The 13,687-nt window shown below is 67.4% G+C and carries 18 protein-coding genes; 6 read left to right on the top strand and 12 right to left on the bottom strand.

The genetic code is table 11. The annotated features are described in order from the left end of the window. Positions 1-12 precede the first annotated feature (12 nt). A complete protein-coding gene (locus FVE89_RS05260) occupies positions 13-687 on the bottom strand; it encodes a Crp/Fnr family transcriptional regulator (RefSeq protein ID WP_059407811.1) in 675 nt (224 codons plus the stop codon). 185 nt (positions 688-872) lie between these two features. Between FVE89_RS05260 and FVE89_RS05255 the strand changes: the two genes are divergently transcribed. The 4 genes from FVE89_RS05255 (at position 873) to FVE89_RS05240 (ending at position 3,429) form a co-directional block, all read left to right on the top strand. Continuing rightward, complete coding sequence (locus tag FVE89_RS05255) at positions 873-1,673, top strand: pentapeptide repeat-containing protein (protein WP_059407813.1); 801 nt, start codon at positions 873-875, stop codon at positions 1,671-1,673. A gap of 43 nt (positions 1,674-1,716) precedes the next feature. Next, positions 1,717-2,106 (top strand): thioredoxin family protein, encoded by a 390-nt coding sequence (locus FVE89_RS05250; RefSeq protein ID WP_059407815.1) that lies wholly within the window; start codon positions 1,717-1,719, stop codon positions 2,104-2,106. A gap of 7 nt (positions 2,107-2,113) precedes the next feature. Beyond that, complete coding sequence (locus tag FVE89_RS05245) at positions 2,114-2,833, top strand: cytochrome c biogenesis protein CcdA (protein WP_059407818.1); 720 nt, start codon at positions 2,114-2,116, stop codon at positions 2,831-2,833. A gap of 176 nt (positions 2,834-3,009) precedes the next feature. Then, positions 3,010-3,429 (top strand): hypothetical protein, encoded by a 420-nt coding sequence (locus FVE89_RS05240; RefSeq protein ID WP_244507391.1) that lies wholly within the window; start codon positions 3,010-3,012, stop codon positions 3,427-3,429. Positions 3,430-3,457: 28 nt separating this feature from the next. Here FVE89_RS05240 and FVE89_RS05235 read toward each other — a convergent pair whose 3' ends face one another. The 10 genes from FVE89_RS05235 to FVE89_RS05190 form a co-directional block, all read right to left on the bottom strand. Next, positions 3,458-3,919 carry a DsrE family protein gene (locus FVE89_RS05235; protein WP_059407826.1) on the bottom strand — a complete coding sequence of 154 codons (462 nt, stop codon included), beginning with the start codon at positions 3,917-3,919 and terminating at the stop codon, positions 3,458-3,460. Between the two features lie 63 nt (positions 3,920-3,982). After that, positions 3,983-4,882, bottom strand: coding sequence for an MBL fold metallo-hydrolase (locus FVE89_RS05230; protein WP_244612612.1), 900 nt, complete (start codon positions 4,880-4,882; stop codon positions 3,983-3,985). 47 nt (positions 4,883-4,929) lie between these two features. Next, a complete protein-coding gene (locus FVE89_RS05225; protein ID WP_059407830.1) occupies positions 4,930-5,607 on the bottom strand; it encodes a cytochrome c in 678 nt (225 codons plus the stop codon). After that, positions 5,591-6,898, bottom strand: a complete 1,308-nt coding sequence (gene soxC / locus FVE89_RS05220; protein WP_059407832.1) for a sulfite dehydrogenase — start codon at positions 6,896-6,898, stop codon at positions 5,591-5,593. The genes FVE89_RS05225 and soxC overlap by 17 nt, the downstream gene beginning before the upstream one ends. Positions 6,899-6,951: 53 nt before the next feature. Further along, a complete protein-coding gene (gene soxB / locus FVE89_RS05215) occupies positions 6,952-8,631 on the bottom strand; it encodes a thiosulfohydrolase SoxB (RefSeq protein WP_059407833.1) in 1,680 nt (559 codons plus the stop codon). Positions 8,632-8,646: 15 nt separating this feature from the next. Continuing rightward, a complete protein-coding gene (gene soxA / locus FVE89_RS05210; protein WP_059407835.1) occupies positions 8,647-9,510 on the bottom strand; it encodes a sulfur oxidation c-type cytochrome SoxA in 864 nt (287 codons plus the stop codon). Between the two features lie 59 nt (positions 9,511-9,569). Continuing rightward, positions 9,570-9,899, bottom strand: coding sequence for a thiosulfate oxidation carrier complex protein SoxZ (gene soxZ, locus FVE89_RS05205; RefSeq protein WP_010682137.1), 330 nt, complete (start codon positions 9,897-9,899; stop codon positions 9,570-9,572). 39 nt (positions 9,900-9,938) lie between these two features. Next, on the bottom strand, positions 9,939-10,409 hold the full coding sequence (soxY, locus tag FVE89_RS05200; protein ID WP_059407837.1) for a thiosulfate oxidation carrier protein SoxY: 471 nt from the start codon (positions 10,407-10,409) through the stop codon (positions 9,939-9,941). Between the two features lie 27 nt (positions 10,410-10,436). Then, positions 10,437-10,913, bottom strand: coding sequence for a sulfur oxidation c-type cytochrome SoxX (soxX, locus tag FVE89_RS05195; protein WP_059407839.1), 477 nt, complete (start codon positions 10,911-10,913; stop codon positions 10,437-10,439). 167 nt (positions 10,914-11,080) lie between these two features. Next, positions 11,081-11,656, bottom strand: coding sequence for a thioredoxin family protein (locus tag FVE89_RS05190; protein ID WP_059407841.1), 576 nt, complete (start codon positions 11,654-11,656; stop codon positions 11,081-11,083). 241 nt (positions 11,657-11,897) lie between these two features. On the opposite strand from FVE89_RS05190, the gene FVE89_RS05185 reads away from it, so the two are divergent. Both FVE89_RS05185 and FVE89_RS05180 read left to right on the top strand, forming a co-directional pair. Further along, entirely contained in the window at positions 11,898-12,239 is a 342-nt protein-coding gene (locus tag FVE89_RS05185) for a thioredoxin family protein (protein ID WP_185156780.1), read from the top strand. Positions 12,240-12,272: 33 nt separating this feature from the next. Further along, the gene (locus FVE89_RS05180) at positions 12,273-12,629 is read left to right on the top strand and encodes a metalloregulator ArsR/SmtB family transcription factor (protein ID WP_043379005.1); all 357 of its coding nucleotides are present in this window, start codon (positions 12,273-12,275) and stop codon (positions 12,627-12,629) included. 12 nt (positions 12,630-12,641) lie between these two features. Here the strand turns inward: FVE89_RS05180 and FVE89_RS05175 are convergent, their stop codons facing one another. After that, positions 12,642-13,685: a YeeE/YedE family protein gene (locus tag FVE89_RS05175; RefSeq protein WP_059407843.1), complete on the bottom strand. Its 1,044-nt coding sequence runs from the start codon at positions 13,683-13,685 to the stop codon at positions 12,642-12,644. Positions 13,686-13,687 lie beyond the last annotated feature (2 nt).

Raw genomic sequence — 13,687 nt, 5'->3', positions numbered from 1 at the left:
ACAGGCCGCAGGTCACTTGCGACCGGCGGCCTCCAAGTTTGGGCGGTCGACGATCTCGACCGCGCCGCGCCGGACCTCGATCAGGCCGGCCTCGGCCCATTGCCCCAGGATGCGGCTCACGACCTCGCGCACGCTGCCGATGTCATCCGCGAGCTTCTGATGGGTTACCGAGGCCACCCCACGCGGGTCCGCCTCGGCCAGAAGCCGTTGCGCGAGGCGCTGCTTGAGCGGGGCAAACGCGACCTCGTCGATCAGCGTGAATAGGCCGGACATCAACCGCGTATAGTCATCCATGACGAAGCTGCGGAACGCGGCGCTCTCGCCCATCAGGTGTTGGAACGTGCTCACCGGCAGAGCCGCCAGTTCGGTCCGCTCCTCGGCGATGCTTTGCGCCGGAAAGTTGCCGCCGGAGAGGAGGCACTGTGTGGTCAGGGCGCAGGTGCCGCCCGGCCCGACTTTGTAGATCAGCACCTCGCGCCCGCCTTCAGACATCCGGAAGATGCGCGTACGGCCCTCCAGACACATCAGGTAGTTGGCGCACTCGCCATCGAGTTCGTAGGCGATGGCGCCCGCGTCCAGTACCGGAAAATGCACAGTTCCCCGGGCGATCTGGAGGTGCGCTGGGCTGAGCGCCTGCAGGAGCGGAAACCGGTCGATCCATCGCTCGACCTTCTGGGCATCCGTCATGGCGGCGTAGTCCCCCCGGCCATGACGACGGGCTGATCGTCCGGCTCGCGTTGCGTTTTTCTCCCGCCGCGCCGGACTTGTGTGACCTGGGTCACCGACCGGGTGCAGCGGCCCGGCATAGCATCGCATCACAAAGAACACGATAAGGGCATCCGCCATGCGCGGCGCCCACCGGGAGTGAACCGATGCACCGCCTCGCCCTGAGCTTCATGCTCGCCGTACTCGCCGCCGGCCCCGCCGCGGCCGAACAGGACCTCCTGCTCGGGGCCGACATGTCCTCGCCCGCCATGATCAAGGCCGAGATGAGCCGCGCCGACGTCGAGGCGCTGATCAAGGCCGCGGACGGCAAGCCGGTCGACCTGCACGACAAGTCCCTGTCTGGCCTCGACCTCTCCGGGCTGTACCTCCGGGGCGCAAACCTGCGGACCGCCCGCCTGAACAAGGTCAATTTGCGCGGCGCCGACCTCAGCGGCGCGAACCTCGAACAGGCATGGCTGCTGAAGGCCGACCTGTCCGGCGCCAAGCTCGTGGACACGAAAATGTTCGGCATCACCGCCCGCGACGCCAACCTCAGCGGCGCGGACCTCAGCCGGTCCATGCCCATTGGCGACTTCAAGGGCGCCAACATGAGCGGCGCCACGCTGGTCGACCTCAGGGGGGGCGCCGACATCAAGAACCAGTCCATGGGCCTGATGCGGGCCGTGTTCGTGTCGGTGAACCTCTCCGGCGCCAACCTGAAGGGTGCCAACCTCGGCCGGTCGCGGCTCGAATACGCCAACTTGAAGGATGCCAACCTCACCGACGTGGTGTTGATGGGCTCGGACCTGTCCGGGGCCAACCTGACCGGCGCGACGGTCACAGGAGCAGACTTTAAGAACGTCGACGTCAGCGGTGCCCGGCTGATCGACCTCAAGGGTCAGTCCGAGGCCAAGGACTGGGCCGAGCGCGTGAACGTAGACCGCGCCGTCACCCAGGCAACCAATTGAGCCGCCCGTAAGCCTCGACCCATCACAAGGACCCAGACAGCCCATGACCACCCGTCGCTTCCTGCTCGGCGCCCTGGCCGCCGCTCCCCTGCTGTTCGGTACCGCTGCGAATGCCGCCGAGGCCGTCTTCACCCCTGAAGCCTTTGAGGCGGCCCAGAAGGCGGGCAAGCCGATCCTCGTCCATGTCACCGCGCCCTGGTGCACCGTCTGCGCGTCGCAGAAGCCGATCCTCGCTAAGCTGGAAGCCCAACCCCGGTTCAAGGACCTGCAGGTGTTCGACGTCGATTTCGACAGCCGCAAAGACGTGCTGAAGCGGTTCGGTGTGACGACGCAGAGCACCCTGATCACCTTCAAGGGTGAGAAGGAGACGGGGCGCTCGGTCGGCGACACCCAGCCGGAGTGGATCGAGGGCGCTGTCGAGAAGGCTTTGTAGGTCGGCCATGGCCACGACGTTCGGCCTCGCGTTCCTCGCCGGCATCCTCTCGGTGATGTCGCCCTGCGTGTTGCCCTTGCTGCCGCTGGTCCTGGGCGCGGCGGCATCGGAACACAGGCTCGGCCCCGCTGCCCTGGCCGCCGGCCTCGCGGTGTCCTTCGTGGCCATCGGGCTGTTCGTAGCGACCGTAGGGTTCGCCCTCGGCCTCGACGCCGATGTCTTCCGCACCGTGGCGGCCATCATGCTGGTCCTGATCGGGCTCGTCCTGATGGTTCCGGCCGCCCAGACCCGGCTTGCTGTGGCCGCCGGCCCGGTGAGCAACTGGACCGAGAGCCGGTTCGGTGGCTTCTCGACCACCGGGCTTCTGGGACAGTTCGGCGTCGGGCTGCTGCTCGGCGCGGTCTGGAGCCCCTGCGTCGGGCCGACCCTCGGGGCCGCGTCCCTCCTCGCCTCGCAGGGGCGAGACCTGGGTTCGGTGGCAACGACGATGCTTCTGTTCGGCCTCGGCGCCGCCCTGCCACTCCTGCTCCTCGGCACGCTGTCCCGCGAGGTGCTGATACGCTGGCGCGACCGGATGATGGGGCTCGGCAAAGGGCTGAAGGTCGCCCTGGGCGCCATCCTCGTGGCCACCGGCCTGATGATCGCCACGGGCTACGACAAGGCCGCGGAGACCGTCCTGGTCAACGCTTCGCCGGCTTGGCTCACCAACCTGACGACCCGCCTGTGACCTCGATAGCGTCTGCCTCCAAAGCCCGCCCCATGCGACCCTACCGTCTTCGAACCTGCCTGCTCTACGCTGCCATCCTTCTCGGGATTGCAGGTCCGGCGCAGGCTTGGGAATTGGTCGGCACGAAGCAGCTTGAGCTACGCACTCGCGACGGTACGTCCATTCCAATCGGCACCGTGACGTTCACCCCAGGGCCGGACGCCACGCGGTTCGTCGTCACCCTCGACCGGACGAAGTTCAAGGACTTCTTCCTGTCGATGCGCGAGTTCAAATGCGTCGAGGGGCCCGAGGTCCAGTGCCACGTTCCCTATCCCTACGCGAACCCGGGAACGGTCCGGCCGGGCGATTATGCGTGGCTGGAGCACGCCCTGCTCTTCCTCTACAAGGCGCCGGCCGACTACGGAGCCAAGTTGAGCAACGGCCTCTACTACGCTCTTCAGAAAACGGAGGACGGGCTGGTTGGAAGGCCGATGGCGGTGGATCTCAACGACATCGCGGCCCCGCCTCAGGATCCCTCCGTGCCCCCGTTCGATCAGGCTGCCCGTGCGGACATTGTTCCAGGCGCCCGCTGGATCGAGGCGCTCGTCATCCGCTGAGACGAGTTCGTCGCCCCACCGGACCCAGTTAAACGCGCAGGTAGCTCCATCCTGCTTCCTGAAGGGTCACGAGACGGACCGCCCCCGCCGGAACGATGCCGACGTGGGGCAGCAATTCCAGCGAATGCCCCTCGGCCTTCTCCATGGCCTTGACGGTGTTGCCGCAGGCCGAGAGGACGATCCCCGGCACGCTCTCGCTGATGGAATGGATCCTCGCCGTGACGGGCGATGTGTCGGCCCGCAGCATGTGCAGGCCTGGGCCATAGGCGACGATCTCGACTTCCAGTTCCTCGGCCTGCTCGCTGTATTCGCGCGCGAGGTTGACCGCATTGTTGAGGGCGAGATCGAACACGCCGCCCTCGCGGGAACTGACCTGCATCGCGACCCGGTGGGTCTTCGGGCCGGTTGCCGGAGCCGCCGTGGCCCTGCTCGCTCCGAGCCCAGCCAGCAGTGCGGCCAATCCGGACACGCCCCTGCGCGACAGCATCATCTCGTCCCCTCCGTTGTCGAACGATCCTGATCCGAGACGCGCGCTCCTCTTGGAGCCGTCTCGTCAGGTCTGCAAGAATCGATAGCTGTCGCCGGCACGCTCGACATGTCCGACGCCCGAGCCCGGGAGATGAAAGCCAACGAGCGTCATCCGCTCGTTCGCCAACCGGTCCAGCAGGGTCAGGCGGGTGCAGGAAGCGAGGTCGCGGTCGAGATCGCTTCCGAACGCCCAGGCGGGACGCCGGAACGACAGAACTGCATGGCTCAGGGCATCTCCGCCGATCAGTACCTGATCCCGTCCCGCTTCGACGAGTACGGAGGCGTGGCCGGGTGTATGCCCCGGCGTCGCGACGTAAGTGAGGCCGGGGGCGATGCTCTCGCCGGGCCTGCGGCGCTCCACCTTCGCCTCAAGGCGGCGCAGGGTCCGTCGCGAGCCCACGGAGAGACCCTTCAGCCAGTCGGGCACCAGGGTCTCGACGTCGTCGCGGGTCCAAAAATCCCATTCCGCCGCCGGCACCACGTAGCGGGCATTGGGAAACCGTTCGCTGTCGTCGAAATCGTCGATCGCGCCCCAGAGATGATCGGGATGGGCGTGCGTGAACACGACCTGGGTGATCGCCTCGCGCGAAATGTTCCGGCTCTCCAATGTCTCTCCGAGCTTGCCCGCCGTCGGCTGGAAGGAGTTGCCCGAGCCGGCATCGATCAGGATGATCTCAGAGCCGATCCGCACGAGGCTCGCGTTCGTCGGGATCGGCGCGGCCTCCGCGCGCTGGCCCTCGGCCCTGAAGACGGCCTGCATCTCGTCGCGCGGCGTATCGGGCAGCATGAAGGCGAGGGAGGAGGACAGCGTGCCGTCGCTCGCCGTCTCCACGGAGGCGCCGCCGACCGTCAACGCCGCCGCCGGGTTGGCGGACGCGCGGCCGGTCGGCCACGCGCCCGCGAGACCCGCCGCGAGCCCCGCCATGAAGAGACGCCTGTCGCAGCGCGATCCGGGGACGGCGGCGCCAGTCGTCATTGGACTGGCGGCGCCTTCTTCGCGGAGTCGGGGGCCTTGTCGGGCGTCACGTCGAGGATGCGCGCATGGCTCGTAATCGTCGCCTCTTTGGGCAGGCAGTTCGTCATGCAGGGCTTGGCCGTCCAGAACTCCTTCTCCGCCGTCTGGCGGTCGTCCATGAAGAAGTTCTTCTCGTTCGGCAGGCGGATGCTGGCGAGGTTCTTCTCGTTCACCTCGAAATCCTGATCCTTCAGGATGTCGTTGAGATAGAGGAGATAGGCCGTGACCGAGTAGGTCTCATCCGGCGTCAGGGTCTGGGCCGCGCCGAACGGCATCGCCCGGTGCACGAAGTCGAAGACCGTCGAGACATAGGGCCAGTAGGACCCGATGGTCTTGACCGGGTTTTCCGACTTCAAGGTCCCGGATCCGCCCGCGAGTTCCGGCCACCGGCCCGCGCCTTCGCCGAACTCGCCGTGGCAGCTGGCGCAGCGCTCCTGGAAGATGGTCTCGCCCAGCGCCGCCGTGCCCTTGCCGACCGGAAGCCCCTGGCCGTCCGGCCGCACGTCGATGTCCCAGCCCTTGATTTCCTCGGGCGTTGCCGCGCGGCCGATGTTTAGGCGCTCGGCCGCCACCGGCGTCGCGGCCAGGAGGGCGGCTGCGAGCGCGGCCGGAATGAGGTTACGCGACCTCGACATTCTCGATCTCCCCGCTGGGCAGCACGTGCCAGGTCTGAATGCCGTTGTTGTGGTAGATCGAGTTCAGGCCGCGATGCTGGCGCAAAGCCGCCTTGGTCGGCTGCACATAGCCGGTCTCGTCCCTGGCGCGGGACTGGAGCAGCAGCGGCTCACCGTTCCAGTCGAACTCGTAATAAAAGCGCGTCAGCGCCTTATCGAGGACCGGACCGTCGAGGCGGGCGGCGCGCCAGTTGCGGCCGCCATCGAGGGAGACGTCCACGCCCTTGATCGCCCCGCGTCCCGACCAAGCGAGGCCCGAGAGCACGGTGAAGCCCTTGCCGTGGATCGGCGCCTGCGGGCTTGGATTGGTGATCACGGACTTCGCGTCCATGGCCCAGGTGAAGCGCCGCGCCTGTCCGTCCGGCATGAGGGCCGTGTACTTCGAGGTCTCCTCGCGGGTGTGCCAGGGCTCGTCGCCGACCTTGATCCGGCGCAGCCACTTCACCCACATATTGCCCTGCCAGCCGGGCAGGACGAGGCGCAGCGGGTAGCCGTGCTCGGGATAGAGCGCCTCGCCGTTCATGGCGTAGGCGACGATGGCGTCGTCGAGCGCCTTCTCGATCGGCACCGAGCGGGTCATCGCCGCGGCGTCCGCCCCCTCCGGCAGCAGCCACTTGGCGTTCGTCTTGAGACCCGCCTCTTCGAGGAGGCGCTTGAGCGGCACGCCCGTGTACATGACGCAGTGGATCATGCCGTGGGTGAACTGGCAGCCGTTGAGCTGCGCGCCCTTCCACTCCATGCCGGAATTGGCCGCGCATTCGAGGAAGGCGATCCGGTTGACGCGGGGGAAGCGCTTGATGTCCTCCAGCGTCAGCATCAGCGGCTTCTCAACGAGGCCGTGGATCATCAACCGGTGCTCGGCCGGGTCGATCTCGGCGATGCCGCCATGGTGGCGCTCGAAGCCGAGACCGTTGGGGGTGATGATCCCCTCAAGCTGGTGCAGCGGCGTGAAGCTCACCGAGCTCTGGCGAGAGGCGGTCAGCCATTCAACGTCGCGGCGGATCACGTCCGCCTCGAACTTCGAGGGGCGGCCATAGGGCCGGCTCACGACACCGTCACCGAGGGATTGCGACCATTCCGGCACGTTCGGCGGCAGGTTCTTGGCCTCCGGCGCGGCGGCGGCCGCACGGCCCGCGAAAGCGCCGGTTCCCACCCCGGCGCCGACCGCTCCGCCCAAGGCGAGGCCGGTGCGCAGGAAGGATCGGCGGGAGGTCGGCCCGGACGGATCGGGGCGCGGCTTCGGTTCAGACATCGGTCTCTCCGAACTGTTTCAAGTATGGCAATGTGTGAATATCTTGAAGACGACTAGGCGCCACGGACGGTGACCTGCGCGGGCGTCGGGTTCACCGTCTTCTTGGCCTTGATGTGCGAGGCGACGACGTCCCAGATCGGCGGACCCTCGGTCCCCTCGTTGACGCTCGCCCAGCCCGCCACGGTGTAGCTGCTGCCGGCCTCGATGGGTTTGCCGGTGCGCAGCAGGGTCAGGTCGGAGATGCGGCTTCCGGCCGGGCGGGCGACATCGATGGCGTAGGACACGCCCCCCACCCGCACCATGTCGCCCCCCTGCTGGTAGTAGGGATCGGCGTTGAACAGGTTGTCGGCCACGTCCTCCAGCACCTCCTTCAGCCGGGCGCCGGTCATGGGCATCCGGTAGGCCGCCGGGTAGGTGATGGCGGTGGCGTTGTAGACGTCCTCGTGGGTGATCGCTTGCCCGGGCAGGAGGGTCGTGCCCCAGCGGAAGCCGGGCGAGAGGGCGATGTCGGCCTCGCGCTCGGACAGGAGCGCGTCGCAGATCAGGTCGTCGAGGGTGCCGTTGAAGTTGCCGCGCCGGTAGAGCAGGGCCTCGGTCCGCCCAAGTTCCTGGCTCAGCATCGCCTCGTGGGGCGCGCGGATCGCCTGGATCTTGGCCGCCATCGCCTTCTGCGGGGCGATGACATCGGAGAAGATCGGGATGAGCTTCGAGCGGTAGCCCTTCACGGCGCCGTCCCGCACGTCGAGGTCGACGCGGGTGAGGAACTTGCCGTGGCTGCCCGAGGCGATGAGCAGGGTGTTGCCGACCTTTACCGCCTGCGGCAGCGCATCGTGCGTGTGACCGGTCAGGACGACGTCGATTCCCTTCACCCGCGAGGCGAGCTTGCGGTCGACGTCGAACCCGTTGTGAGAGAGCAGCACGACGAGGTCGGCGCCCTCTTTCCGGGCGTTGTCGACGCTCGCCTGCACATCCTCCTCGCGGATGCCGAAGGACCAGTTCGGGATCATCCAGCGCGGGTTGGCGATGGGCGTGTAGGGGAAGGCCTGCCCGATCACCGCGACCTTCGCGCCGCCGCGCTCGAACATCTTCGTGGACTCGAAGGCTGGCTCGTTCCACTCCGCGTCGCGGACGTTCTGGCCGAGGAACGGGCAGCCGAGCCCGTCCACGATCTCCTTCACCCGCTCGGTGCCGAGGGTGAACTCCCAGTGGCCGGTCATGGCGTCGGGCTTCAGCAGCGCCATGCAGTCGACCATGTCCTGGCCCTTGCTCACCATCGAGGTGTAGCTGTTCTGCCAAGTGTCGCCGCCGTCGAGGAACAGCACCTTGTCGCCGCGCTCGGCGCGGATCGCGTCGAGCACCGTGGCGATCCGGTCGAGGCCGCCCATCCGGCCGTAGCTGCGGGCGAGCGCGACGTAGTCCTCCGGCGTCAGCGCATAGGCCAGCGGCGAGCCGCCGGGGATGCCGTAGAGGTCGAGGTAGGCGCGTCCGGTGACGTGGGGGACCTGACCGCGCGCCTCGCCCACCCCGAGATTGGTCGAGGGCTCGCGGAACAGCACGGGCCGCAACTGCGCGTGGATGTCGGTCAGGTGGACCAGGGTGACGTTGCCCATCGGCTCGAAGGCCAGGAGGTCGTACTGGGTCAGGCGCTGCTGGGCGAAGGCGCGGATCCAGCCCGTCGGCACCAGGGCCGCGGTGGCGGCGGCGATCTGCAGGAAGTCGCGGCGTGAGGTCATGGGACGATCCGACCCTCAGTTGCGCACGGCGGGCGTCTCGACCGGAAGGCCGAGGCCGCGCCACGCGACGTAGGTCTCCAGGGCGAGGAACTCGTCGGAGAGCGGCTTGAACGGCGTGGCCCGGACGTCCTGCATGCAGCCCTCCATGCGCTCGTGCAGCGGCACCAGCCGCTGGTCACGTAGGCGGTAGACGGGGAAGCCGTTGCTCTGCCCCTGGCTGAGGAAATCGGCCCGGAGATACTTGCCGTGGTTCTTTTCGTGGCAGCTCGCGCAGGCGAGATCGAGCTGGCCGTTCCGCTGGTAGTACAGCGATTTGCCGCGCTCGAACCAGGGCGTCATCGGCCCGTCCACCTTCACGGCGACCGGCATCCCCCGGGACTGGTTGCGGATGTAGGTGGTCATGGCCGTGAGTTCGGGCGAGCCGAAGACGAAAGGCTCGGCCTTCAGGGCGCCGCTGCGGCAGATGTTGATCCGCTGCTCCAGATTGATTGGCTTCCCGAGCTTCTCGTTCCACTTCGGATAGGCAGCCGCGACGCCCTTCATCGAGGTCGAGGCCTCGTTGTGGCAGCTCGCGCAGGACTTGCCGGCCGTGCCATCGACCTTCGACCAGAGTTCCTCGCCCTGCTCGACGGCGAGGAAGCCCGGATTGTTGAAGTCGTCGGCCTGCATCTCCTGCGTTTCCTTGGAACGGAAATACAGGCCCGAGACGACTTCCTCGAACGGAGAATTCGGGTTCTGGGGCTTCATGCCGTGCGCCTGCCACGCCGGGCGCTCGGACGGCTCCTTCGCGGCGGGCGCCGACGGCATGTCCTGCGCGTGCGGCGCGACGGCCAACGCGACGAGCGCGAGCGCTGTAAAGGCGAGAGTTGGGCGGACCATGGTGAGGGCTCCGGCGCGGCGGGGGGAGGCGCTCCGGGGCGAACGGCCCCGGGCGCGCGTCAGGCGACCTTGATCTGCTCGGTGGCCTGGATCTTCGACCCGTCGTCATCGACCCAGGTAAAAGTCAGCGCTCCGGATTCTTCGGGCTTGATCTTGAACTGGAAGTAGGGATTGGCGGAGACTGCGCTCTCGATATCGGCGCTGAAGATCGTCTTGCCGTTCAGGTCACAGGTGAACTTGTTCAGGATCTTGCGCGGGATCGTCTTCCCGTCCTTGTCCTTGCGCTGGCCGGACTCCATCGTGTGGGAGACGAGCGTCTTCACCTCGATGATGCCGCCCTTGGCGACCTCCTTCTTGTCCAGTTTGATCCGCGGCTTCACGTCGGCCATGTGGTCCTCCCGTCCTCGTTCGATGCTGTCGCGTATGGGTTAGCCGCCGCAGCCGCCGATGGTGACCTTCACCTGGCGGACGTCGCTGAACACCGAGCCGTCGTTCATGCGGGCGACCGCGATGACGTTCTGGGTCTCTGCGAGACGGATCCGGGTGTTCGCCTCCGCGACGCTCGACGGCGTGAAGTGGAAGCTGATGACGCCGGGGTTCGGATTGCCCTCGGCGACGATCATCACCTCCTCGACGTAGCTTTCCGCCGTCATCGGCCCGTCGACGCTCACCGTCATCGGCACCGTGTTGCCGTTCTCGGCGATCTCGGGGAGTTCGAGCTTGACCCTGCCCTTCACCGGCTCCTTGCCGCGGGTGAAGGCCTTGATGGCCTCATCGGTCGCGGGCTTCGCCGCCAGGGCCGGGCCGGCGCGGAAAGCGAAGGCGGTGGCCACCATGGCGCCGGTGCCGAAGGCCAGGGCTTGGCGGCGGCTCATTGCGGGGATCTTGGCAGAGGTCATGGCAAGCGGCTCCTTCAGCCCGCGAGATCACTTCAAGGTCGTGAGGTAGGCGACGACGTCCTCGACCTGCTGCGCGGTCAGGATCGGCTTGCCCTGGAATTCGGCGCGCACGCGGTTGAGGCCGTCGATCCGGTAGAAGGCCGGCATCACGGTCGCCTCGGTGAAGACGTGCTTCGGGTTGACGACGATCATCCGCAGGTGGGCCGCGTCCCACCGGCCCGCGACGCCATCGAGGGAGGGCCCGACCTCGCCGTGGAAAGATTCGCCCTTGAGCGACGAGACCTGATGGCAGCCGAGGCAATTGCCCTGGCGCCGGTTCACGACGACCTTCGCGCCGGCCGCCGCATCCCCCGGCTTGTCGGTGAGCGGCTCGGGGATTGAGTCGCTGCCATCGATGGCGACGATCTTGAACGGGGCGAGCCCGGTGGAAGCCGTCTCGGCTCCGGCGGCGGTCGCGAGGACGCAAAGTCCCGCGAGCGCAAAGGCTGTGATCGGCCTGCGCATCTGGCGTTTCCTCGGTGCGCCGTCTTTGCGGCGAGTGCGGTCGTCTCGAACCGCTCGCTCTGCCGGCGGGCAAACCCATCGACATATGCGAATTATTGCAAGTTTGACGTGGATCGCTCTCAAGTCAAGCTGGAATTGCGAGGCCGCTGACTATCGCGGCGGGACTGTCAGCCCCGCTGCGCCGCCTCCGGCGAGCGGAGGTAATCCTGCAGGGTCGTCCGCTCGTCGGCACGCTCGGCCACGAAGGCGAAAGTCCGGCGGAACTCCTCCGGCGGCACGTAGCCCCGCACTCGCAGGACCTCGCGCTGCTGGGGCGTCTTGCCCGCGAGTGCCGTCTCCTCCACCGGAAAGAACTGAATGGTCGGCGTGGACCGGATGCCGTACTTCTCCGCGAAAGCCTTCTCGGGAAGGATCTGACCGTCGAAATCGGTGACCTCCCGCGAACCGATGAAATTCAGTTGCAGGATCTCGAAACGCTCGCGGATGAAGGCGCTCGTCGCCGGATCTGCGAAGTTCACGAGGTGGATCTGTTTGCAGAAGGGACAGCCCTTCAGCTCCCACAGGATGGCGAGGCGCTTGCCGTGCTCCCGCGCGGACTTCAGATCGTCGGGGAGATCGAGGAAGCTTTCGAGGAACCAGGGCTCCCGGTAGAGGCCGTCATCGCCCTGGATCGCTTGGGCCATGGCCCTGGAGGGCAGGCCGAGCGCGAGGGCACCCGCCAGGAACCGGCGCCGGGTCGACATGGCGTCCCCTCCAAATATTCTAGTTTCTGCATGTGTAGAGCGATTGTCCTGCCCCTGGCAATCTAGTCCTCCTGACATCCGGCTGCCATTGAAGCCGCGCGGACGACGGCGGCTCCGCGCCGAGGGCGATCACGATCCCGGCGGCTGCGCCGATGCCCCTCGAACACATTCGTCTTTTGCTATATAAGGATCAGTGGTCCTGGGCTTGGGAAGACCGATGCGGGGAACGAGGCGAGCCGTCATGGCGGGGGCGTGGGGGTTCGCCCTATGGCCCGGCATCGTTGAGGCCGCCGAGCTGATCAAGTTCGAGCGGCGCGGCTGCCCGTGGTGCAAGGCCTGGGACAAGGAGATCGGGCCGATCTACCCGAAGACGGATATCGGGAAGCGGGCGCCGTTGCGCCGTGTCGATCTCGACGCAGGCCTCCCTCCCGGACTCACGCTCAAGCGCCCGATCCGCTACACACCGACATTCGTCCTCGTCGAAGACGGGTCCGAGCTCGACCGGATCGAGGGCTATCCGGGTGAGGATTTCTTCTGGGGACGGGCCGAGCGGTTGCTCGAACGGCTCCCCGGATCCCCGTAACGGGCTTCGGGCGGCGAGGAAAAGGGTGGGATGATGCCGTTGCAACAGGCGCAACCGGTGACGAGCGTCGAGGCCCCGGGCAGCCTCGACCTGGATCTGTTGCTGGCCAATGCCCGCGATGCCAGCGAACTGCTCAAAGCCCTCGGGCACGAGGCGCGCCTCGTCATCCTCTGTCTGCTGGTCGAGGGCGAGCGCTCGGTCTCGGAACTGGAGCAATTGCTGAATCTGCGGCAACCGGCCGTGTCCCAGCAACTGGCTCGGTTACGGGCCGACGATCTCGTCGAGGCCCGCCGTGACGGCAAGAACATCTATTATGCGCTGGCCCGGCCCGAGGTTCGCGAGATCATCGCCGCCCTGCACCGCGCATTCTGCAACGGACGGACACCGTAACCGGCGAAACCCTCAAGTGTGCCGGTCCACGAGGTAGTAGAGCCCCGCGCGAGCCCCGACGAGGATCGCGCCGAGGGCGAGAATCGAGCCGACCGACAGCGTCGAAAGCCCGCTCAATCCCTGGCCGATGGTGCAGCCCAGCGCCGTGACGCCGCCGGTGCCCATCAGGAAGGCGCCGAGCAGGTGGCGCTTCACCTCGCGGGCATCATCGGGCGCCTCCCAGTGAAATTCACCCGCAGCGCGCGCCGCCGCGAAGGACCCGAGCACGACGCCGAGGACCGAGGCCACGCCGAAATCGATCCGCGTGCCGCTCGCGAGCATGGCATAGAGGAGGGTATCGCCGACCGGCCGTGCGAAGCTGAAGGAGCCGACCGCCCGGGTTTCGAACTCGTCGAAACCCGCGCTCCCGTTCGTCCACCACCCGGCGACGATGACGAGCCCGATGGCGATGGCGCCGATGAGGAGCCGCTGAGTCCGACGGAAGTCTTTGCCCGTCAGCGCCACGAGGCAGAAGCCGATGCCTGCAATGACGCTGAAGGCCACGCGGCCGGTCTGATCCAGCTTCAACAAGGCCCCGAGCCGCTGGCTACCGAGATCGAGGCTGAGCGGTGCGGTGAGCGTCACGCGCAGAAAGGCTGTCACGCCGCTGATCGCCATGTAGGCCGAGAGGCCGAGCACGAGGAGGACGAGGAGGGCGCGCAGATCTCCCCCGCCGAGCCGCAGCAACGCGCCGAAGCTGCAGGTGCCGACGAGCGCCATGCCGAAGCCGAACATCGTTCCGCCGAGGATCATCGCGCCCCATTCGAAGCGCGGCCCCGCATAGATCGACCGGGCGAGGTCGAGACCGAATTCGGATTCCAAAAGCTGCGTGCCCACCACGGCGATGCCGGTGGCCAGCAACCATGCCCGGGCGCGGCGCGTGTCGCGCGCATAGACGGCATCTTCGATGGCGCCCAACGTGCAGAACCGCCCCCGGCGCGCGACCATCCCGAGCACGGCACCCAGCACGAGGCCGAGGGCCGCCCGGAGGAGATGCGCAGGCAGGAGGTCCATCATCG

It is taken from the genome of Methylobacterium sp. 2A, from assembly GCF_009806555.1.
Taxonomy (GTDB): Bacteria; Pseudomonadota; Alphaproteobacteria; order Rhizobiales; family Beijerinckiaceae; genus Methylobacterium.
This window is presented reverse-complemented; position numbering and strand designations above follow the sequence as displayed.